Origin of the sequence: Novosphingobium sp. Chol11, from assembly GCF_945870625.1 — a bacterium.
Taxonomy (GTDB): domain Bacteria; phylum Pseudomonadota; class Alphaproteobacteria; order Sphingomonadales; family Sphingomonadaceae; genus Novosphingobium.
The window spans coordinates 25,187-46,453 of the sequence record NZ_CAMBTS010000006.1 but is presented as its reverse complement, the minus strand read 5'-3'; the positions used below and the strand labels follow the sequence as shown (position 1 = coordinate 46,453).

At 64.1% G+C, this 21,267-nt stretch carries 15 protein-coding genes; 3 read left to right on the top strand and 12 right to left on the bottom strand.

Annotated elements, in window-relative coordinates; all coding sequences use genetic code 11:
• Positions 1-12 precede the first annotated feature (12 nt).
• The 3 genes from Q0O40_RS02195 to Q0O40_RS02185 form a co-directional block, all read right to left on the bottom strand.
• Entirely contained in the window at positions 13-918 is a 906-nt protein-coding gene (locus Q0O40_RS02195) for a hypothetical protein (RefSeq protein WP_295525615.1), read from the bottom strand.
• A gap of 89 nt (positions 919-1,007) precedes the next feature.
• Complete coding sequence (locus Q0O40_RS02190; protein ID WP_295525612.1) at positions 1,008-2,222, bottom strand: hypothetical protein; 1,215 nt, start codon at positions 2,220-2,222, stop codon at positions 1,008-1,010.
• 120 nt (positions 2,223-2,342) lie between these two features.
• Complete coding sequence (locus tag Q0O40_RS02185; RefSeq protein ID WP_295525609.1) at positions 2,343-2,648, bottom strand: Hpt domain-containing protein; 306 nt, start codon at positions 2,646-2,648, stop codon at positions 2,343-2,345.
• A 71-nt stretch (positions 2,649-2,719) separates the two neighbouring features.
• Here Q0O40_RS02185 and Q0O40_RS02180 point away from each other — a divergent pair, with 71 nt between their 5' ends.
• Positions 2,720-5,368, top strand: a complete 2,649-nt coding sequence (locus tag Q0O40_RS02180) for a hypothetical protein (RefSeq protein WP_295525606.1) — start codon at positions 2,720-2,722, stop codon at positions 5,366-5,368.
• 14 nt (positions 5,369-5,382) lie between these two features.
• On the opposite strand, the gene Q0O40_RS02175 is transcribed toward Q0O40_RS02180, so the two are convergent.
• The 4 genes from Q0O40_RS02175 to Q0O40_RS02160 are packed head-to-tail and all read right to left on the bottom strand — an operon-like array spanning position 5,383 to position 11,628.
• Positions 5,383-5,871, bottom strand: coding sequence for a GNAT family N-acetyltransferase (locus Q0O40_RS02175; RefSeq protein WP_295525603.1), 489 nt, complete (start codon positions 5,869-5,871; stop codon positions 5,383-5,385).
• Positions 5,872-5,924: 53 nt separating this feature from the next.
• Positions 5,925-9,386, bottom strand: coding sequence for an error-prone DNA polymerase (locus tag Q0O40_RS02170; RefSeq protein WP_295525600.1), 3,462 nt, complete (start codon positions 9,384-9,386; stop codon positions 5,925-5,927).
• A gap of 12 nt (positions 9,387-9,398) precedes the next feature.
• Positions 9,399-10,955, bottom strand: a complete 1,557-nt coding sequence (locus tag Q0O40_RS02165; protein WP_295525598.1) for a DUF6504 family protein — start codon at positions 10,953-10,955, stop codon at positions 9,399-9,401.
• Positions 10,888-11,628, bottom strand: coding sequence for a hypothetical protein (locus tag Q0O40_RS02160; protein ID WP_295525661.1), 741 nt, complete (start codon positions 11,626-11,628; stop codon positions 10,888-10,890). The genes Q0O40_RS02165 and Q0O40_RS02160 overlap by 68 nt, the downstream gene beginning before the upstream one ends.
• A gap of 210 nt (positions 11,629-11,838) precedes the next feature.
• Here Q0O40_RS02160 and Q0O40_RS02155 point away from each other — a divergent pair, with 210 nt between their 5' ends.
• Entirely contained in the window at positions 11,839-12,321 is a 483-nt protein-coding gene (locus Q0O40_RS02155; protein WP_295525596.1) for a pyridoxamine 5'-phosphate oxidase family protein, read from the top strand.
• A 64-nt stretch (positions 12,322-12,385) separates the two neighbouring features.
• Here Q0O40_RS02155 and Q0O40_RS02150 read toward each other — a convergent pair whose 3' ends face one another.
• Positions 12,386-13,906, bottom strand: coding sequence for an amino acid permease (locus tag Q0O40_RS02150; protein WP_295525594.1), 1,521 nt, complete (start codon positions 13,904-13,906; stop codon positions 12,386-12,388).
• A gap of 214 nt (positions 13,907-14,120) precedes the next feature.
• Between Q0O40_RS02150 and panB the strand changes: the two genes are divergently transcribed.
• Positions 14,121-14,990 (top strand): 3-methyl-2-oxobutanoate hydroxymethyltransferase, encoded by an 870-nt coding sequence (panB, locus tag Q0O40_RS02145; RefSeq protein ID WP_295525591.1) that lies wholly within the window; start codon positions 14,121-14,123, stop codon positions 14,988-14,990.
• A gap of 6 nt (positions 14,991-14,996) precedes the next feature.
• On the opposite strand, the gene Q0O40_RS02140 is transcribed toward panB, so the two are convergent.
• From Q0O40_RS02140 to prsK, 4 genes are all read right to left on the bottom strand, one after another.
• On the bottom strand, positions 14,997-16,067 hold the full coding sequence (locus tag Q0O40_RS02140) for a CaiB/BaiF CoA-transferase family protein (RefSeq protein ID WP_295525589.1): 1,071 nt from the start codon (positions 16,065-16,067) through the stop codon (positions 14,997-14,999).
• Positions 16,068-16,132: 65 nt separating this feature from the next.
• Positions 16,133-17,749, bottom strand: a complete 1,617-nt coding sequence (locus Q0O40_RS02135) for a tetratricopeptide repeat protein (protein WP_295525586.1) — start codon at positions 17,747-17,749, stop codon at positions 16,133-16,135.
• Positions 17,733-19,097, bottom strand: coding sequence for a PEP-CTERM-box response regulator transcription factor (prsR, locus tag Q0O40_RS02130; RefSeq protein WP_295525584.1), 1,365 nt, complete (start codon positions 19,095-19,097; stop codon positions 17,733-17,735). The genes Q0O40_RS02135 and prsR overlap by 17 nt, the downstream gene beginning before the upstream one ends.
• Positions 19,097-21,259 carry an XrtA/PEP-CTERM system histidine kinase PrsK gene (gene prsK, locus Q0O40_RS02125; protein WP_295525582.1) on the bottom strand — a complete coding sequence of 721 codons (2,163 nt, stop codon included), beginning with the start codon at positions 21,257-21,259 and terminating at the stop codon, positions 19,097-19,099. Before prsK ends, prsR begins: the two co-directional genes overlap by 1 nt.
• Between the last annotated feature and the right edge of the window lie 8 nt (positions 21,260-21,267).

The window sequence follows — 21,267 nt, the reverse complement described above, 5'->3', positions numbered from 1 at the left end:
TCAGCGGCGCGATCATGGGAAAGCCAAGCCCGCATCGCGCAACACCGCCGCAGCTGCCTCCCGTTCCAGTTCGCGCACCGCTTCAGGCAGCACCGCGTCTGGGTGTATCGCGCAGAATTGTGAGGTCATGCGGTCGGGGCCGAGACCGCTGGCGCAAAGCGCCAGTGCCATGCGCAAATGCTGACCCTCGGTTGATGCCATGATGATCGACTCGCGGCCTATCCCGGAAGCCTGCCCAAGCGCGGTCACGAACAGCGTGACGCCGGCATGCTCGATCGATAGTGCGCTGCGCGCCTCATTGTCCGCCATTGCGCCCAGCACGCGGCCGACCAAGGCCAGCCGCCCGCGCTGCTCATCAAAGCGCGCGCGCATCGCACGCTCGGCAATGAGGGCGTAGCCGTCGGCACTCGCTTCATGGCCCACATAGGTGCGCATGGTGACCATCGCGACATGGAACAGATCGCCCGGAAGCTCGGCCATAGGCAGGAGCATGCGGCGCTGCGCTTGACCAAACCGGGCTTGCGCGGCCAGCAAGCTCATGGCCGTGGCGGCGATCTCGGGATCGGCTGAGGCGATCCGCGCTTGCAGCAGCGGCGTTACCACCGGGTCGAGCGCCATTTGCGTCTGCAGCCGCTCGGCCATCTGCCATTCAAGGGCCAGCGCATGGAAATGGGCGAGAAAGATGGGATTTTCGGCGAGCAACGCCGCCAGTTCGCCGGCCGCTTCGTGGGCCCAGGCTTGTGGCTCGGCATGGCCGGCTGCCTCGGCCAGCGCGATGACCAATTGGCGAGCAATATCTTGAAACATTCCCCGGACCCGCGCCACGATCAATTCGCTGTAGATCGAGGCGTCTTCATTGCGCAGCAGGTGGCGCAGAATTGGCGCGCAATTGGCAAGAGCCTGATCGCACGCCGACAATTCATTCCTCAGCAGCGCTTCAGACGCGCTTTGCTTGCCCCCGGAAGAGATTGGGCCGGAAGATAAGGGGTCAACCATGCTTTCAGCGTTTAACCCCGAGTGGTTAATTCAGCGTTAGACCGCGCCGCACCGCGCCCCAATGCTACAATGCCGGTGATCAGTACGATCAAAACGCCAACCTGCAACACCGCATCGAACGGCAGGAACGCGCAAGCGCCCGCAAGCAACATCGCCAGTATCAGGCGATCCTCGAGCCACCACAGCCAGCGCCGCTGGGGCAATGCCCCTTGCGCCAGGCGCAAGACCAGCAGCAAGACGATGGGCGTGAACCAGCCAATCCCGATCGGTGATCGCGCCATGGCGGGAAGATCGCTGCGCCAGGCGCAGAGCGTGACCAGCGCAGCATCGATGCCCCAGAGAGCAAATCCGGCAGAGTTCAGCCGACCGGGGCGGGCCAACAGCGAGCTCAGCTCGACTTGCGTGAGCAGCCCGGCGATTTGCACGATCAACCACGCCAGGCCGAGCAGGCCAAAGCCAAGCGCCGACCAGCCAAACCACCCTGCGCCGATACCAAACAGCGCGGTCGCCAATGCAGCCAGCCCAATGACCATCGGCCGCGTTCCAGCGTGAAGCAAAGCCGGGCCAAACCGCAACACCGCCATCATCGCGATCGAGGCACCGGGCGAGCGGACCACATCAGCCTTGATATGCACCCTTACCCAGCCCGGCTCGGCGCGGTGTGCTTCGGCCTCGCTCCGGACCAGCATCCAGCGCCCTTGATCGATCGATGCGGCGGGCACCGGGCGCTGGGCAATGCGCGCCTGCATCGCCAGCCGCAGCAACGCCGCGCCGGGATTCCAGTCGGCAGGCAGTTCGCCGAGCCCGGCCATCAGCCGTCCGGGCAGACACATCGCGCCGGCATAGGCATTGTTGATGTCGATCCGTTCGAACCCTGCTGGCAACCCGGTCTCAATCGGCAATGTGAGCACGCAATGACCTTCGCCTAGCAGCCGCAGCGCGTCTTCGGGCGTGGCCAGCAATCCATCGGCCAGAACGAACAACTCATCCTCGGCTGCCACCAGCGGCGCCAGCGCGCGCGCCGAACCGACGACGTGAAAGCGCGCGCCGCCTGCTTCGGCGATGTGCTGGAGGGCAACGAGATCGCCGGTCAGCGTCTCGGCCATGACTACGATCCGGGCGCATCCCAGCGCCAGCGCAAGGCCAAGCTGATGACGCAATAAACAGTGCCCGCCGATGGAGAGCATGCCACGCCGCCCGGATGGCTCCCCGGGGACGGTTTCCATCAACGATAACAATGCAATCCGCAAACGCCCGACCCCTTTGCGGCTACCGTAGGCCCCGCGCTGCGGTCTGTCGATGCTGTGATGTCGTTGCGGCCTACCCTTGACCGGCTCAGCAACCTTTCAGCCGCTGGGTTCCAGATCATCGAGCAACGCGTTCAAACGGCGCAAGATCACCGGGTCGCCGGGAGCCGATGCCAAAGTCTGATCGGCCAGGGCCATCAGTTCGGTGGCATGGAAGGTCGCTGCGAGGCTTTTCAGCCGCCGCGCCGTGACATCCCAATTGGCATCGCAGCGCGCGCGCTCCAGCAGATCGACCTGACGGCGCGCGCTTTCGACAAAAGCGGCACGCAGTTCCTGAAACAAACCCGAATCATCGCCGGTTGCCGCAGAAAGATGGGTGTCGATTGCCTCGCCAAGATAAGCCATGGTGAGGTTGTTAACCGATAACGCGTTAAGGTGGGTTTAACGGTCGCGGAAAACTGTGTTAAGCTTGATGGGTGACGTTCAAGCGCAAGATAACCAAGATCGAGCCGGACCAGTCCGAGGGCGGTCTGCCGTTAAGCGAAGCCACCGGAACCGAGGGCGCTGCTATCGATGCCACCGGAATCGAAGGATGGCCCGTGTTTGCCACCAATCCGGATTGGGTTGATCCCGAAGAGTCGCCCCCGCGCCTCACGCGCGGCTGGCTGGCCCCGGCAGCGGCCTCGCTCATAGTCGCTGGCTGGTCTGCGGCGTTTTCTTGGGCAAACTTGGAGAAGATCCGCATCCCCGCGCCCCTTGCGGTGTGGACCGATCTGATCAGCGCGTGGTCAGCTCCGGTTCTGCTGGTATTGATCATGCTGCAGGTGATCATGCGTTCAAGCCGCCGCGAAGCGGTGCGATTTGGCGAAGTTGCGCACTTGCTGAACCATGAATCAGCGCGGCTTGAACTTCGCCTTTCGGCGATCAACACCGAACTCTCGCTGGCCCGCGATTTCATCGCCGCGCAGGCACGCGATCTGGAATCGCTGGGCCGGATAGCGGCTGACCGGCTCTCGCACGGAGCTACCCGGCTGCAAGACCTTATCCAGACCAACGGCGCGCAAGTTGATCGCATCGGCGAAGTGTCGGATCACGCGCTGATCAATATGGAGAAGTTGCGCGGCCAGCTGCCAGTGATCGCCAATTCGGCCAAGGATGTCACCAATACCATTGGCAATGTCGGCCGCGCGGCGCACATCCAGCTTGAAGATCTGGTTGCTGGTTTCCAGCGCCTCAATGAATTCGGCCTCGCCAGCGAGCGCCATGTGGCGCAAGTGCGTGAGCGTGTTGATGCCGCGCTTGAGAAATTCGGTGATGCGTCGGACCGGATCGGCGCGATGATGAACGAGCGGTTTGGCGCTTTTGAAAAGGTTGCAGACGAACACAGTGTGCGGCTTGCTCAGGAAGAAATTGCCGCGCTGGCTGCGATCCGGAGCCGTTCGGACGAATTGGCAAGCGAGCTTGACCAGCAGCGACAAGCAATCGCCGCGACCGAGCAGGAAGCGCTGGCCGCGCTGTCTGCCCGGTTTGCTGCGCTACAAGCCGAAAGCGGCGGGTTCGGCCGAACAATCGCGCAGCTTGAAGAGGTCGCGGTAGCGGCGTTTTCCGAGCGCGCGAGCGCGCAGATCGCGGCGCTGCGCACGGCGATCGCGGATGTTTCGGTGCGCCATGATGCGGTAGTTGCCGAATCGCGCGATCGGCTTGCCAGCCTCGAACAAGGCGCACAGCAGCTTACCGCGCGGCTTGCCGGTGAATCCGAAGCGCTTGATGCAAAACTGGCAGAAAGCCGGGCTGCCATGTCGGCCGCCGCGATTCAGGCCGCAGACGCGCTAACCACCAAGCTGGCGGAGCTTGATGGCGCAATTGCGCATCAGCGGCAGAGCCAGCTGGAAGGCGCTTTGGCGCTTAGCGGCCAGTGCGATGCGATCGGCGAGCGCGTTGCTGCCTTCTCGGCGACATTGCACGCATCTAGCACGCAAGGCAGCGATGCCGCAGCGGTGCTCGATCGCGCGATGCAGGTGCTCAGCCAGCGGATCATCGATATGCGCGAGGCGCTTGGCGGCACCGACCATGAGATCGACAATCTGACCGACTCCGCCGTGCGTCTGCTCGAACTCATTCAGGCCAGCAGCGACCATACCCGCAAGCAATTGCCCGAGGCGCTGCGCAGCACCGAGGCCGGGCTGGGCAAGGTCGAAGATCGCGTTCTGGCCATGCGCGACGCCTTGCGCGAAGCGGGCGACAAGGGCCGCGCGCTTTCCGATCACATTGGCACCGCGCGCAGCGACATCGGCGGCACGATGGAGGACATCACCGAGCTGCAAGCAGCCCTTGCCGGGCACGTGAATGAGCAATCTGCGCGGCTTGGCGCGCTGCGTAAAACGCTCACCGTTGTGCGCAGCGAAAGCGAAGCTTTGTCGCTGGATATCGAGCAGAGCCTGCAGGCGGCGATTGCGCAGCTTTCCGAAGCCGCAGGCAAGGCCAAAGCCGATTTGAGCGAAGGCACGCTGCACCAGATCGAAGCGCTGGCCGAAAAGCTCGGCGAACACAGCACCGCGGCCATCACCAGCGTATTACAAGGGCGCGGGGCCGAACTTATTGCCCGGCTCGAAGACGCGATCGACAACGCTGCCGCAGCCAGCCGCGATACGGCGGGCCAGATGCGCGATCAGCTTGTCAAATTGGACGAGCTGGCCAGCAATCTGGAAGACCGGGTGACGCGGGCGCGCCAACGCGCCGAGGAGCAGGTCAACAACGATTTTGCACGCCGCACCGCGATCATCACCGAATCGCTCAATTCCACCGCGATCGATATCGCCAAAGCGATCTCTGCCGATGTTTCGGAAACGGCATGGGCATCATACTTGCGCGGCGACCGCGGCATTTTCACCCGCCGCGCGGTGTCGTTGCTCGATAGTGGGGAAGTTCGCGCGGTGCAGCAGCATTACGAGAACGACCGCGAATTCCAGGGCCACGTCAATCGCTACATCCACGATTTTGAATCGATGCTGCGCCAATTGCTCTCGACGCGTGACGGCAATGTGCTCGGTGTGACCCTGCTCTCGTCTGATATGGGCAAACTGTATGTCGCGTTGGCGCAGGGGATTGAGCGGCTGCGGACTTGAGGCCTACGCGTTACTCAGAGTAGTTTCCACATCAGCGCTTCATCTGCATAACCCTCGCCAAACCGTACGGAGGCGGGCTCGGTCGCATAAGTGGCAAAGCCGTGCCGCTCATAAAGCCGCATGGCGCGGACATTGTCTGCCATCAAGGTGAGCTGCAATTGCCGCAGCCCCAGCGTCCGGCCCGCCGCAACAAGCGCCTCCATCAGCTGGTCCGCCGCCCCTGTCCCCCTGGCTTCAGGCGCGACATACATGCCCCAGATCAACCCCTTATGATCAAGCTTTGCTCGATTTTCGCGAGAGAGCCCGCCGATCGCCAGCCACGCGTCACTGCGCTTCACCGCATAGACATGCTCTGCTGCCAGGCGCTGCTCCCATTGGGCCAGCGGGACTTTGGCATCGTCTTCAGCGGATGTGCGGAAACTGGCGGCATCGTTCACGAGCGCAGCGTGGCGCATGGCCACAAACCGCGCCGCATCATCGGCTGTGATACGAACAATATCCATGATGGCACCATGGCAGATGGTTCAGGCCGAATTGTGGCAGCTTGGCCCCCCCCTCAATGAAAGTCGCGCGACTTTGGGATGATCCGTGCGTTTCGGGGATGCCCGCGCGCGGGCGGCGGTGATCGCCCCGGAACCGGGCGGTTCACTTCATCGGCGTGGGCCATGGCCGGCTGCATGGGAACATCGGACAGGCCAGCGAGCGCGGCGCTGGCATCGGTCAGGTGGGCGGCGATCACGTGGATCACTTCGTCGTCATATTCCACCCGGCCGCGCACCTCGATCAGGCGCGATCCCATGATGACCTTGCGCTGCTTTTCCATCAGATCGGGCCAGATCACGAGGTTGACGACCCCGGTCTCGTCTTCGAGCGTGATAAAGCATACCCCCTTGGCGCTGCCGGGGCGCTGGCGAACCAGCACCACTCCCGCCACCTGCACCGCGCTGCGCACCTTGCGCGCGCGCAGATCGCTGGCGCGCACAAAGCCGCGCTCGGCCAGCCCTGCGCGCAGAAAGGCGAGCGGATGGGCTTTCAGCGACAAGCGCTGGGTCTGGTAATCGGCGACCACTTCTTCACTGAGCGGCATCGCAGGGAGCCGGGTTTCTGCGCGTTCCGCGCCTTCATCGCGCGCGGCCATGGCGGCAAACAGCGGCATTTCGCGGGCGGCGATCAGGCTGCGCGCGTCCCACAGCGCCTGCCGCCGCGCCAGCCCGATCGATCCAAACGCATCGGCCGCCGCGAGCCGCTCGATCACGGCGGGCGAAAGCCCCGCCCGCTCCTTGAGCGCGCCGACATCGGCAAACCGCCCACCCTGCGCGCGCGCGGACACGAGCATGGCGGCGGCATGTTCAGGCAGACCGTCGATCTGGCGCAAGCCGAGGCGCAGCGCCGCATCGTTCTCCGCCCCCCGTTCCTCCAGCGTGCAATCCCACAGCGAATGGTTCACATCGGCCGGCAGTACGGCAACGCCATGTTCCGCCGCATCGCGCACGATCTGCGCGGGCGCATAAAACCCCATCGGCTGCGAATTGAGCAAGCCGCAGGCGAACGCCGCCGGATAATGGCATTTGAGCCAGCTCGAGACATAGACCAGATGCGCAAAACTGGCGGCATGGCTTTCGGGAAAGCCATATTCGCCGAAACCCTTGATCTGATTGAAGCAGCGCTGCGCAAAATCGCGGTCATAACCGCGCGCAACCATGCGCTCGACCATCATGTCCTGCAGCTCATCGACCATGCCCCGGCTGCGAAAGGTGGCCATGGCCTTGCGCAGCCGGTTCGCCTCGAGGCCTGAAAATTTGGCCGCATCGAGCGCGATCTTCATCGCCTGCTCCTGAAAAATCGGCACACCCAGCGTGCGCGCGAGGATCGAGGTCAATTCATCCGGCGGCCCATGCGCCGGGCCGGGCGCGGGTATCTCCACCTTTTCCTCGCCGCGTCGCCGCTTGAGATAAGGATGCACCATATCGCCTTGGATCGGCCCTGGGCGCACGATCGCCACCTGGATCACCAGATCATAGAACTCGCGCGGACGCAGGCGCGGCAGCATGTTCATCTGCGCGCGGCTTTCCACCTGAAACACGCCGAGCGAATCGCCTTTGCGCAGCATGGCATAAGTCTCTGGATCCTCACGCGGAACGGTGGCGAGGGTGAGATCGCGGCCATGGTGCGCGCCCAGCAAATCAAGGCACTTGCGAATGCAGGTGAGCATGCCCAGCGCCAACACATCGACTTTCAGGATGCCCAGCGCATCGATATCATCCTTGTCCCACTCGATGAAACTGCGATCGGGCATGGCACCGTTGCCGATCGGGATGGTCTCGGTCAGCGGCCCTTGCGTGAGGATAAAGCCGCCGACGTGCTGCGAGAGATGGCGCGGCATGCCGATCATCTGCTCGGTGAGCTTGAGAACGCGCCTGAGGTGCGGATCGGTACCATCGAGCCCGGTTTCGGCCAGATGCTTCTCGGCGATTTCGGTGCCCCATCCGCCCCACACCGTGCGCGCCAGCACCGCGGTCACATCTTCGGACAGGCCCATCGCTTTGCCCACCTCGCGGATCGCCATGCGCGGACGATAGTGGATCACCGTGGCGCAGAGCCCGGCGCGCTGGCGGCCAAAGCGGCGATAGATATACTGGATCACTTCTTCGCGCCGCTCATGTTCGAAATCGACATCGATATCGGGCGGCTCCTTGCGCTCCTCCGAAATGAACCGATCAAACAGCAAGGCATGGCGCGCAGGGTCTACCGCCGTGATTTCAAGGCAATAGCATACCGCCGAATTGGCCGCCGAGCCGCGCCCCTGACACAGGATCGGCGGATCACACTGGCGGGCGAAATCAACGATATCCTTGATCGTCAGGAAATAGGTCGCAAGGTTCAGCTTGCCGATCAGGGCCAGCTCGCGCGCCAATGTGTGCGCCACACTTTCAGGCACGCCGGAAGGGTAGCGCCCCGCAGCCCCCGCCCAGGTCAGTTCTTCAAGCCATGTCTGCGGATCGCGGCCCTCAGGGCAGATCTCCTCGGGATATTCATAACGCAATTCATCCAGGCTGAAGGTGCAGGCATCGGCGATCATGCGCGCCGCCTTGATCGCATGGGGCCAGCGCTCGAACAGCCGCTCCATTTCCTGCGGCGATTTCAAGTGCCGTTCGGCATTGGGATGGAGCAAGTGCCCGGCGCGCGCCACGGTGGTCTTGTGGCGGATCGCGGTCATCACATCCTGAAGCGGGCGCCGCGCGGCCTCGTGATAGAGCACATCATTGGTCGCCAGCAGGCTCATGTCATGGGCTTTTGCCAGCGCATCGAGCGCCTCGATCCGGGCGATGTCGTCTCCGGTATACAGATAGCTCGCGGCCAGATGGCGCATGGTGGGCAGGCTGTGGACAAGGTGAGGGAGAAGCTCTGGAAACGGGCCGGATTGTTTGTGCACAAGCCGGAGATGCGCAGCGCCCCCGCGAAGGCGGGGGCCTCCTCCCGTTAAAGGCTCTGCTGGCGGCCTGAGGCCACCGTCTTCGCGGGGTCGCAGATCGAACGTCGTGTCAAGGTCGCGGGGCGGAAGCAGGATCAGGTGCAGCCTTTGCGCATACGCAGCCAGCATGGCGAGGTTGATCTCGCACACGCCCTTGGCCTGCCAGCCTCCATCCAGCGTGCCCATGCGCCCGGCCGAGATGAGCCGGCACAAGCGGCCATAAGCGGGGCGGTCCTGCGGATAGGCAAGGAAGGCCAGCCCCTCGGTCGTTTCGAGCCGTGCCCCGATCACCGGCCGCAGTTTGAGCGCCTTGGCCTCACCATGCACGCGCACCACCCCGGCCATCGAATTGGCATCGGCCACGCCCAGCGCATCATAGCCCAGCGCGCGGGCAGCGATGACCAGATCGACCGGATCCGAGGCGCCGCGCAGAAAGGAAAAGCACGTGGCCAGCCCCAGTTCGACAAACGGCGCGCGCGGCGGCGGGCTGCATTCCTCCTCCAGCTCGATCCGCCGCCGCTCAGGGGTTAGCGCCGCTTCAGGCATGGATATCTGACGTCAAGGCGCCAGCCCTTGCAGGAACCACTCGGGCGCGCCGCCGCGTCCATCCCCGGCAAGGCCATGGCGATAGATCCAGTAGCGGCGACCGGTGCTATCCTCGATCCGGTAATAGTCGCGCAGCCGCACGGTCGATTTTTCGCGCCACCATTCGGGCGCAATCCGCTCTGGCCCTTCGGCGCGCGCGATCTCGTGCACATGGCCGCGCCAGCGAAACAGGCGGGGCAGGCCGCCGGGGGCCTCGTAAATCACCGCAATCGGCTCGGCCCGATCGAGCAGTTTCAGAGGCCGGGCGTGAAAATCCAAGGTTTCCTGCGCGCCGGGCTGGGCCATGAGCGGCGGACACCAGCGTTGCGCCCGCTCGGGCAGATGGCTGGCATGAGGCAGCGGGCGGCGCACTGCATCCGCGCCCAGCCTTACGGTGAGCCGGTCGATGCAGGCAGCCAGGCTGGTGCCATGGCGCTCCGCCGCTGCGTCAAGCTCGGCCTGCGCCATCACCAGCGGCTCGGTCCACGGCGCGCGCAGCCGCGCCAGCTCGATGCCGAAGCCGGCATCCAGATCATCGAGCCGCGCTGCAAACAGGCGGCAGACATGCGCGGGATCGCGCGCAGCGGCGGCCATCTCCAGCCGCCGCACGAGCACCTCGCCATCCACTTTCCAGAGCCCCAGTTCGAGCCGCCGCGCCCCCTGCCCCTGCGCTTCGAGCAAACGCGCCATGTCGCGCGCCAGATCGGCCAGCACCCGATCGAGCAAGGCGCGGTGGCGGATCGGCTCGGCCAGACGGCGCTGAACCATCGGCGCGGCCACGCCGATCACCGGCAACAATGGCTCGGGAACTGAACCAAGCAGCTGATCGAGCCGCGTCAGCGGATTGGCAGCGGGCGAGCGGCGGGTGCGAAAACGCCGCGCCAATGCGTCGCGCCCGATGCCCGTCAGATCGCCCAGCCGCTTCAGCCCCAGCCGCCGCAGCAGCACCAGCACATCATCATCAAGCCGCAAGGCCGCCGCCGGCAACGCGGCAAGGCGCGAGGCCATGTCTTCATCTGAGGCCAGCAGCAGCGCGCCATCGGGGCCATGATGCGCCAGCGCCCAGGCCGCGCCCGCTGTGGGCGCCATCGCCGCGCGCGCGCTCAGCCCGCGCCGCGCGAGCAAGCGCTGTGCATCGGCAAGCATCGCTGCCTCGCCGCCGAACAAATGCGCTGCGTCCGTGGTATCGACCAGAATGCCATCGGGCGGATCGATCGCGCTCCACGGCCCCCAGCGCTGTGCCCACAGCGCCAGGCTTTCCAGAAAAGCGAGATCCCCCGCCGGATCGGCTGGCCGCACCGCGAGCTGCGGACACAGCGCGCGCGCATCAGCGAGCATCATGCCCGCGCACGCGCCGCTCTGAACCCCGGCGCGGTTGGCAGCGGTGATGCGCGGGCCATGCGCGGTGTCGGCAATCAGCGCGAGCGGCTGCGCATCAGCGCCCTCTCCCGCCGCGCAGCCTTCACCCAGCCGCCAGCGGTCGATCGCCAGCGCGCCGCACCAGATCGCCATGATCCGGCGGGCTGGCATTTGGGCCGCTAACGAGCTCGGCAACAAGCTTGCCGTGGGGCCTGCCGTGGGGAACAAGGCCGTCATCGCGCAGTATCCATTGTCCGGGTTGAAAGGTATGCGCGCGAAACAGGCCTGCCGCCCAGCTTGGCGCGCCGGGAGCCTGCGGGTTCCAACGCGGCGGCTGGCTGGGCGCAGGCGCGGCGTCCCAGCGCATCCGCGCCGAGCCCAGATCGCGCCGGGCATCGAGCCGGACCAGCCACAGCGGCACGCCGTGTTTTTCCGCAGCAAGGCTGAGGCGGCGCGAAGCGGTGAAATTGAGCGCACGCGGATTGCCCGCGATTTCGCCGATCACGAATGCCAGATCGCGGCAGCGCAGGCCCTCCTCCAGCGCAAACAGCGCATCTTCAGGCTTGTCCGCCGCGACATGGATCAAGCGGTGGCGCAAGGTGGCAGGCAGGCCCGGGCGATAGGGCCGCCCGGAAAGGCGCAGCGCCGCCTTGTCCTGCACCCAGAGCCAGGCCCGTTCATCGGGCACATCGGCGGCGGGATCCGCTGCAGCCGCGCGCAGGGCATCTATCGCCAAGGCCAGCGCCAGCCCCGCCCCGCTCGCCTCGGCGCTGCTCGCAAAAACCTCGGTATGATGGCACGTGGCCGCCAGCCCGGGACGCCAGCGCGCAGTGCGCGCGGGCATGCCAAGGCCGGGGGGCAGCGCGGTTGAAGCAGTCGAGGTGGGCATTGGAGCAGGATCGATTCGCGTCATGTTCTTATTATGTTCTTATTTGAAGTTCGCGCAAGACGCCTTTCTCGATCTATCCCCTGCGGGCACCACGCCCCCGGATCACGGAACCATCCACGATACCGCCGGTTTGCCCTGCATCTTCAACCATGCAGGATTATAGAAATGACAACCGAGCCAAACGACACGTTTGACCTCAAGGACAAATTCTGGAGGGCACTGTCGCATTCGCCTATTGTCATGCTCCAGCTCGATAGCGATCCCAGCACAGCAGCGCCGATGAGCGCACAGCTGGACGAGGCAGTGACCGGCAAGATCTGGTTTTTCACCAGCCGTCAGGGCAATTTTGCCCAACTCGGTCCGGTTACCGCCACATTGTCAGCCAAGGGCCACGACCTTTTCGCGCGGTTCACCGGCACGCTCGCGATGGAAAATAACAGGGCGCGGTTTGACAAGCAGTGGAACAACTCTGTCGCCGCATGGTTTCCCCGCGGCAAGGACGACCCCGACGTGCTGATGCTGCGGATGGATCTGGGCAATGCCGCGATCTGGGATAGCAATCTAGGTCTGCTGAGCACGGCCAAAATGGCGCTGGGCATGGACATCACTGGCGACACCGAGGGAACGTACGTCGAAACGCAGCTCTGAACGCATCGAAAAGGGCCGCCTCCCAACAGGAAGCGGCCCTTACGGTCTCACTAAACGCCCGCGATCAAGCGATCGGCGGCACCGGCTGCGGCGGGATGCCTGCGTCATCCTCGTGCACTTCAATGAACCCGCGCCCGACATGGCTACGGCTGCGGCTGTAGGTGTAATAAACAACAAACCCGATCAGCGCCCAACCGACGAACAGCAGCAGCGTGACCTGTGAGAGGCTGAAGAACAGATAGACGCAGCCCGCGATCGAGATCGGCGCGGTAATCATGACGAACGGCGTGCGGAACGGGCGGTGACGATTAGGATCGGTCCGCCGCAGCACCAGCACCGCAATCGAAACCGCCGCAAAGGCAAACAGCGTTCCCGTATTCGAAACGTCCGCGAGCAAGCCGACCGGGAAGAACGCGGCAAACAGAGCCACGCCGACACCAGTGAGAATCGTGATCAGATAAGGCGTATGATAGCGCGGATGGACCCGCGAAAAGAACTCCGGCAGCAAGCCATCGCGGCTCATCACGAAGAAGATGCGGGTCTGGCCGAACATCATCATCAGAATAACCGAAGGCAGCGCAATGATTGCCGCCGCGCCGACCAGATAGCCAACCAGCGGATAGCCGACCTGGCGCAAGGTCCAAGCCAGTGCTTCCTTCGAGCAGACCACGGCGGCCTCATTGATCGCGGTGCACGCCTGCGACAACGCCGTTGTGCCGGGCGAGAGCACCTCCTGGTTCGGGCCGAACACCGGCTGCGCGCCAACCGTGCCGATCACGCCCGATGCCACGAGCATGTAAAAGATGGTGCAGATGCCGAGACTGCCGATCAGCCCGATCGGCATATTGCGCTGCGGGTTCTTGGTCTCCTCCGCCGCTGTCGAAACCGCATCGAAGCCCACATAAGCAAAGAAGATCGAAGCGGCCGCGCCTGATATCCCGCTGAAACCAAGCGGGGCGAACGGCACGAAATTCTCACCCTTGATCAACGGCAACGTGAGGATGACAAACAGCGACAAGGCCCCGATCTTGACCGAAACGAGCACTGCATTGACCGTGGCGCTTTCACGTGTGCCGAGCACCAGCAGCCACGTGACCAGCCCGGCAATGGCCATAGCAGGCAGGTTGATAATGCCGCCGTCAAACGGCCCGCGCACCAGTTCAAGCGGGATGGTGATGTGCAGGCTGCTCTGGATAAAGCCGATCATGTAGCCCGACCAGCCGACCGAGACCGCGCCCGCAGCAATCGCGTATTCAAGGATCAGCGCCCAGCCGACCGTCCACGCCACGAGTTCGCCCATCACCGCGTAGCTATACGTGTAAGCCGAGCCCGAAACCGGAACCATCGCCGACATTTCAGCATAACACAGCGCCGCTACCGCGCAGACAAAACCGGCGATCACGAAGCTGATCATCATGCCCGGCCCGGCTTTCTGTGCCGCTTCTGCGGTGAGCACGAAGATACCGGTGCCGATGACTGCGCCAATTCCGAGCATGGTCAGCTGAAAAGCACCAAGCGAGCGTTGAAGCGACTTTTTCTCGGCAGTGGCTAGAATGGCGTCGAGGGACTTGACGCGACCGAACATGCAATTCTCCTGCCTTGGATCGGTGCGCATCCGCCGCAGCGCCGCCCTGCACGGCCTTGCGGTTGCACCAGTAACCAGGTTGTCACCTATCAGGCTAGCGCGGTGATCGTGTTCGGGAAAGCGCTTTTTCCCTCGCATACGTCAAGCAGCGAGGAAGCCTTGCGGCTTTTGGGCAAAGGTTTAGAATCCATAGCCCGCAACGAGGGCCTGCGCCATGTCGACCACATTCCAGCTTGATACCTCCACCAGCCGCGCCAACCCGACGCCGGCCCCAATGAAGCGCCTGACAGTGCCGCTGGTCCGCCAACGCAAGGCAGAAGGTGTGACAGCGCAGCCGCTGGTCATGCTGACTGCCTATACCGCCCGGCAAGCGCAGTTGCTCGATGAGCATTGTGATCTCCTGCTGGTCGGGGATTCTCTGGGACAGGTGATTTACGGCCTGCCTTCAAGCGTGCCTGTTACGCTCGACATGATGATCGCGCACGGCGCGGCAGTGGTGCGCGGATCTTATCACGCCGTGGTGATCGTCGACATGCCGTTCGGCAGCTACGAAGCCTCGCCGGAACAGGCCTTTGCCAGTGCGGCGCGTGTGCTCAAGGAAACCGGCTGCGCGGCGATCAAACTTGAAGGCGGCGCGGCCATGGCCGAGACGGTAGCATTTCTCACGCAGCGCGGCATTCCCGTCATGGGGCATGTCGGCCTGACCCCGCAGGCCGTCAACGTGCTGGGTGGCTATGGCGCGCGCGGGCGCAGCAAGGCGGAGGCGGCCAAGATCCTTGGCGATGCAAAAGCATTGGCAGATGCAGGAGCCTTCGCCATCGTGATCGAAGGCGTGATCGAACCTGTCGCGATCGCCATTACCCACGAAGTGCCCTGCCCCACCATCGGCATCGGCGCTTCGGCGCAGTGCGATGGGCAAGTGCTGGTCACCGAGGACATGCTCGGCATGTTCGAACGCGTGCCGCGCTTTGTGAAGATCTACGAAAATCTGGCAGAGACCATCGCCGGCGCGGCGGCGCATTATGCCGCCGAAGTGCGCGCGCGCCAGTTTCCCGGCCCGGAGCAAACCTACCAGCCCAAATAGGCGCGCCTATTTCAGCGGCTTTGAAGCCATCACCGGCGCGGGCGCAGGCGTTCCCATAAAGCGCGGCGCGGGCGCAGGCATGGTCTTGCCATCTGCCTCGATAAACGTGCCGCGCGCCGCCATGTGCGGATGGCGCGGTGCTTCCTTGAGGCTCAGCACAGGCGCGAAGCAGAGGTCGGCACCACCCATGATGGCGCACCATTCACCGCGCGAGCGCGTCGCGATCAGCGCGGCCACTTTGGCCTTGAGCGAGGGCCACTGGCTGGCATCCATTTGCGCGGCAAACAAGGGATCGTCCTTGAGCCCGGTGCGTTCAAGCAGCAATGCATAGAACTGCGGTTCGATCGAACCGATTGAGATGTATTTGCCATCGGCGGTTTCATATGTGTCATAGAAGGGCGCGCCGCCATCGAGCAGATTAATGCCGCGATTGTCCTGCCACTGGCCATTGTTGAACATTGTCCAGGTCATCGCCGAAAGGATGGCCGCGCCGTCGACCATGGCGCAATCGATGACCTGCCCCTTGCCGGTGCGCTGCACCGAAAACACAGCAGCCATCACGGCGAACGCCATCATCATGCCGCCGCCGCCAAAGTCGCCGACCGCGTTGGCCGGAAACTGAGGTTTGCCGCCTGCCGCGCCATAAGTATGCAGCGCGCCCGAGAGCGCGATGTAGTTGATGTCATGCCCGGCCAGCGGCGCCATCGGGCCTTCCTGCCCCCACCCTGTCATGCGTCCGTAAACCAGGCGCGGATTGTCGGCGAGCAGCACATCCGGGCCTAGCCCAAGCCGCTCCATTACCCCGGGCCGATAGCCCTCGATGACCGCATCGGCCTCGCGCACCAGCGCGCGGATTTGCGCAATCGCAGCGGGGTCCTTTAAGTCGAGCGCGATCCGCTCGCGGTTGCGGTTCAGAATGTCCCGGTTGTCGTCCGCATCGCCTGCCCGCTCCGCGTTGCCGGGCCGGTCGATGCGAATCACGCGCGCGCCGTGATCGGCCAGCATCATGCACGCAAATGGACCCGGCCCGATGCCTGCAAATTCGAGTACCGTCAGTCCTTCCAGCGCGCCTGCCATGTCCCAGCCCCTTAATTGATCGGTTGAGATCATCTGTTGCCGGGCCGGAATGGCGTTGTCGAGCCTTAACGCAACGATGCTGGCTGTCCGCGCGCCGCAAGGGCGAGGGCCATGGACGCCGCCGCGTCGACCCGACCGGCTTTGCGCCACGAAGCATCCAGCCGCTTCATCGCCGCCAAGCTCTGCGGATTTTGCTTCAGATAGCGCCCGGTCATGGCATCGGCTTCAAGCGGTTTGCCAAGTGCCCGCAAAGCTGCATCCATCCGGGTGAAGACTGGTTCGCTCAAGTGAATCGTCGATGCCTTTTCGTAGTCTCTCAGCGCGCCTGCGGGATCTGCGCGCAAGATACGCAGATCGCCTGCCAGCAAATGCGCATCGGCGAAGCCGGGATTGGCCGCCTTCAAACGGTCTGCCGCCGCCTGCGCCTCATCGCCTCGCCCCGCCCCGATCAGTGCGCGGATATAAGGCACTGCGGCCGCCGCAGCGTTTGGCGCTTCAGCATAACGCAGTGCCGCAACGCCAAGCGGGACATCGGAGGTTAAGGGCGAAGCGGCGCGGCTTTCGGGAGAGCGGACCAAAGCGAACAATGCATCCGCCTGCGCCTCGTCGCCCAACATACGCCAGGCCTGACCGACCACTTGCATAAGATATGGGGATGCGCCCGGTGCCCGCGCCGCGACATCGAAGCGCTCCACCACTTGCTGGGCCTGGCCTTGCCGCAGCAGCACGCGTGCCAGCAGTTGGCGGGCTTGGAGATTATCAGGCTGAAGCCGTACCAATCGCTCGAACTGATCGCCGGCCAGATTGGTGTTCCCCGCGCGGTATTCCAGCACGCCGCTCAATAGGATCATCGCCGGAACATCACGCAGCGCGGTGCCGGTGCGCCCAAGGATCGCGCGGGCTAGCTCGCTCTTGCCCGCACGCGCGGCCAGAATGGCTTGCAGGGATGCCGCGCGGGCATTCTTGGGATCGATGGTCACGAGCTTGCGGCACACCACCAACATGGCGCGGTAAGCGCCCATCTCGCCCAGCGTGGCGGCATATTCGCCCAGCAATGTCGGGTCCTCGGGCGCGACCTTCAATCCGGCCTCGAACCAGGGCAACGCCGCAGCGAGGCCAAACTGATCGCGCACGAGCAGACCGCGCTTGTTGAGCGCGCGCGGATTACGCGGATCGAGCCGGACGGCGCGGTCCGCCGCTTCAAAGGCTTGCGCTTGTTCGCCGCCCGAAAACCGCAGGGTGGCAATCGCCACCCACAACTCGGCATCGTCTGGCGCAAACCGGTAAGCCTGATCGAAGGCTTGCGCCGCCCCTTTCAAGTCGCCCCGGCCAAGCCGTGCCTGGCCGCGCATGCGCCAGCCGAGCGCCGCTGTATCGGGGGTAAAATCACCGGCTTCCAACACCTTCAAAGCCTCGCTGCGCTCGCCGCGCGCGAGCAGCGCCTCGCCCAGCAAGGCACGCAAGGCATCTTCATCCGCGCCTTTGCTGATCGCTTCGCGAAGGGGCACTTCGGCAGCAATCGGATCGCGCCGCTGGAGCGCCGCACGCACTTTGGTGCGCACCGCGTCCAGTTCGCTCGCCTGCGCCAGCGGGCTGCTTGCCCGCGTCGCGCTCAATCCTGCCAACATGAGCACCAGCGCGCATGGCAGCAAGACGCGCCATGCGCTAATGCTGAAGATCATATTGCTTGAGCAAATCATACAGCGTCGGCCGGCTGACCCCGAGCAAGCGCGCGGTGCTCGAGATATTGCCTTCGCTACGCGCCAGCGCGTGGCGGATCACCTTGCGGTCGGTCACTTCGCGGGCGGTTTTGAGGTTGAGCGGGCGCTCGCAATCGTCAACCGGCGCGGCCAGATCGAGGTCTGCCGCGCTGACCAGCTTGCCATCCGCCATGATCACCGCGCGCTTGATCCGGTTTTCGAGTTCGCGAACGTTGCCTGGCCAGCTCCAGCCATCGATCGCGGCCAGCGCCGCCGGAGCGAAGCCTTTGACCGACGGATTCATCTCGGCGGCGAACCGGCTGAGAAACACTTTGGCCAGCAATGTCGCGTCACCGGGCCGCTCGGCCAGCCCCGGAATGCGCACCACGATCTCGGCCAGACGATAGAACAGATCCTCGCGAAACCGGCCGTCGGCAATCATCGCCTCAAGGTTCTGATGCGTGGCGCAAACGATCCGCGTGTCGACCGCGATCGAGCGCCGCCCGCCGATCCGTTCAATCGTGCGTTCCTGAAGAAACCTGAGCAGCTTGACCTGTAGCTGCAGCGGAATGTCGCCGACCTCGTCAAGAAACAATGTGCCGCCGCTGGCCAATTCGATCTTGCCCTCGGTGGTCTTGACCGCGTCAGTAAACGCGCCCTTCTCATGGCCGAACAGTTCACTTTCGAGCAGGTTTTCCGGGATCGCGGCGCAATTGATGGCCACGAACGCGCCGCGCGCGCGCGCCGAAGCATCGTGCAGCCCGCGCGCCAGCAATTCCTTGCCGGTGCCGCTGGCACCCAGCAGCATGACCGAGACGTTGGTATTGGCAACGCGCTCGATTGTGCGCGCAACTTTGACCATTTCAGGAGCGGCAGTAATCAATCGGCCCAGCACGCGGTTGTCCTGCGGGGCCCGGCTGGCCAAAGCGCGGTTCTCGGCCTCGATCCGGTGCAGGTGCAAAGCGCGGCGCACAATGAGGCCCAGCGCGTCGATGTCGACCGGCTTCTGATAGAAATTATATGCGCCCTGGCTGATTGCACGCTGCGCGCTTTCGCGCGCGCCGTGGCCGCTGGCGACGATCACCTTGGTGTCGGGCTTGAGCGCCATGATCTCTTCCAGCACCGCAAAGCCTTCGCTGGTGCCGTCCGGATCAGGCGGCAGGCCAAGATCAAGCGTCACCACCGGCGGCTCTTCAGCGCGCAGGAAGGCCAGCGCGCTCGCGCGGTCACCGGCAATGAACACCTCGAAATCCTCATAGGCCCATTTGAACTGCGCCTGCAGGCCGGGATCATCTTCCACGATGAGCAACTTGGGACGGGTTTCAGACATTACGCTACCTTCATCTCGGGCAAGGCCGCCGCGCCCGACATTGTGTCAATTCCATCCGCCGCTGCGGGCGTCGCCGGCGCCGGCAGCGGCAGGCGCACCGTGAAGCGGCTGCCCAGCCCCTCGCGGCTTTCCACTTCAAGCCGTCCGTGCATCGCGCTTACCAGTTCTCGCGCTTCCATCGCGCCAATCCCGAAGCCGCCTGCTTTGGTCGAGACAAACGGCTTGAACAGGCGGTTGCGGACAAAGTCTGCGCTCATGCCGCAGCCGGTATCGATCACCTCGATCAAGCCTTGGCCGCCATCGATGCGGGTTTGCAGAAGCACCGGCATGCCGGGCGGACTGGCATCGATCGCATTCTGGACCAGATGGGTCAGAATTTGTTCCAGCGTTTCGCGATTGGCCATGACCGGGCAAGCCGCTGGCTGCACCACATGAACCTGCGGACCGTCGTGAGTAGCAGCCCCAGCAGCCCGGTAACGCAACGCAATCCTCTCGAGCACTTCGGCCGCGTCCACCTGTTCGATCTGATCGACATTGCCCGAACCATAGCGCGACAGGCGCGCCAGCAGCGTGTTCAGCTTCTCCGCTGCATTGCGCAAAGTCACCAGCATGTCCTTGCGAAATTCAGGATTCTCCGCATGGCGCTCGGCATTGCGCGAAAGCAGCGCGAGCTGGCTGGTGAGGTTTTTGATGTCGTGCATCACAAAGGCGATGCGGCGGTTGAATTCATCAAAGCGGCTTGCCTCCAGCAGCGCGGTCTGTCCGTTGTTTTCGGCCAGATAGCTCGCCAACTGCTGGCCAACGACGCGAAGCAGATCGAAATCTTCCCAATCGAGTTTGCGCGCCAAAGGGGGACGGCCAAGCACGACCAGTCCGATCATGCGATCAAAGTGGATCAGCGGAACCAGCGCCCACACGGCATCCTCGCCGTTCATCCATTTCGGCACAGCGGCAGCCTCGCCCTCATGGTCGATCCCGGCGCGCACCTCATCGAGATCGGCAATAAATCCGCTACGCTCGAAAAAGGCCGCACCAGCGGGCGCCATCGCCTGGGCCGGAACTGCCAGTGTGGGCCACTGCCACTGCGCCGCCAACACCAGTTCTCCGGTCTCTCCCGGCACCAGCAGTATGCCACGCGCGCTATCGGTGATGTCAGCGACAGCCTGTACCACACGGGCATGCAGCGGGGCGGCATTGGCTCCGGCGCGCCCGATCGTGCGCGTAAAGCGCTGCCATTCGGCGCGGTAGTCATAGCGGTGCTGAAAGAAATGCTTGGCGAGCATCACATTGATCCAGCCGCGCACGCGCCCTGATGGCACCAGCGCGATCACCATCACCGTCGTCACAAAGGCAAAACCGAGCTGCGTCAGCTGGCTAACATCCCCGCCCAGCCACGCCATGGATTGCGCCGCCGCGACCATCAGGATGAGATAACCGCCGATCACCAGCAAAGAGAGCGATTGAAAGGCGAGCGCGCGTGAAGGGGAAAAGCGCATGGCCGAAACCCCGCGCAGCACACCGGTCGCCAGCAGCAGAATCGCGGCCACCTGAACCAGTCCGCGCAGCGCAGCCAGTTCCACCGGGATGGAGTGACCAAGATAAGCGATAGTGTAGAAATTGAGGTCGTAACCCCACATCAGCGCCAAAGCGAGCGAAGTCCAGCGGACGCTGCCGCGCTGCGCAAGCAACGCGCCTGCATAAAGATTGTGCACCAGAACCAGCGCTCCGGTCGCCAACAGCAAGCGAAACATCACCGATATCTGAAAGATCATGGCCGCAGCGGGCGCAATCGCAATAAAGCGCCATTGCAGCGCCAGCAGCAGCAACTGAAGCAGCTCGACCATTCCCAGCACCAGCAGCACCGGGCGCACCGGCCCTACGGTGGCATGCCGGTTGTCGCGGGCGAAGAGCCCGAAGAGCACCACCAGCCAGCCCAGATTGCGCATCACTTCGCCCAGCTCGGTCGTGATCGCATCGGGCCCAAGTGCGGCCTCGAGCAACGACCAGACCGCACCGATCACCAGCGCCGCGATCTGGGCGCGGCTGGCAGATTTTCGGCGCCGCAGCCGGTCGCCCAGCCAAACCGCCAGCACCAGCGCGGCAAAGACCGCCAAAAGGTTGCTCCAATAGCCGAGGCTAACCCAGTTGAAAGCGCCGATCATGACCAGGA

Coding starts and splice junctions, on each gene's coding strand:
- Q0O40_RS02140 (WP_295525589.1), bottom strand. CDS start 16,067: ATGGCAGGCGCGCTGGAAGGACTGACGGTACTCGAATTTGCAGGCATC.
- Q0O40_RS02155 (WP_295525596.1), top strand. CDS start 11,839: ATGACAACCGAGCCAAACGACACGTTTGACCTCAAGGACAAATTCTGG.
- panB (WP_295525591.1), top strand. CDS start 14,121: ATGTCGACCACATTCCAGCTTGATACCTCCACCAGCCGCGCCAACCCG.
- Q0O40_RS02165 (WP_295525598.1), bottom strand. CDS start 10,955: ATGCCAGCCCGCCGGATCATGGCGATCTGGTGCGGCGCGCTGGCGATC.
- Q0O40_RS02185 (WP_295525609.1), bottom strand. CDS start 2,648: ATGGCTTATCTTGGCGAGGCAATCGACACCCATCTTTCTGCGGCAACC.
- prsR (WP_295525584.1), bottom strand. CDS start 19,097: ATGTCTGAAACCCGTCCCAAGTTGCTCATCGTGGAAGATGATCCCGGC.
- Q0O40_RS02170 (WP_295525600.1), bottom strand. CDS start 9,386: ATGCCTGAAGCGGCGCTAACCCCTGAGCGGCGGCGGATCGAGCTGGAG.
- Q0O40_RS02175 (WP_295525603.1), bottom strand. CDS start 5,871: ATGGATATTGTTCGTATCACAGCCGATGATGCGGCGCGGTTTGTGGCC.
- Q0O40_RS02160 (WP_295525661.1), bottom strand. CDS start 11,628: ATGCCCGCGCGCACTGCGCGCTGGCGTCCCGGGCTGGCGGCCACGTGC.
- Q0O40_RS02135 (WP_295525586.1), bottom strand. CDS start 17,749: ATGATCTTCAGCATTAGCGCATGGCGCGTCTTGCTGCCATGCGCGCTG.
- prsK (WP_295525582.1), bottom strand. CDS start 21,259: ATGATCGGCGCTTTCAACTGGGTTAGCCTCGGCTATTGGAGCAACCTT.
- Q0O40_RS02190 (WP_295525612.1), bottom strand. CDS start 2,222: ATGGAAACCGTCCCCGGGGAGCCATCCGGGCGGCGTGGCATGCTCTCC.
- Q0O40_RS02150 (WP_295525594.1), bottom strand. CDS start 13,906: ATGTTCGGTCGCGTCAAGTCCCTCGACGCCATTCTAGCCACTGCCGAG.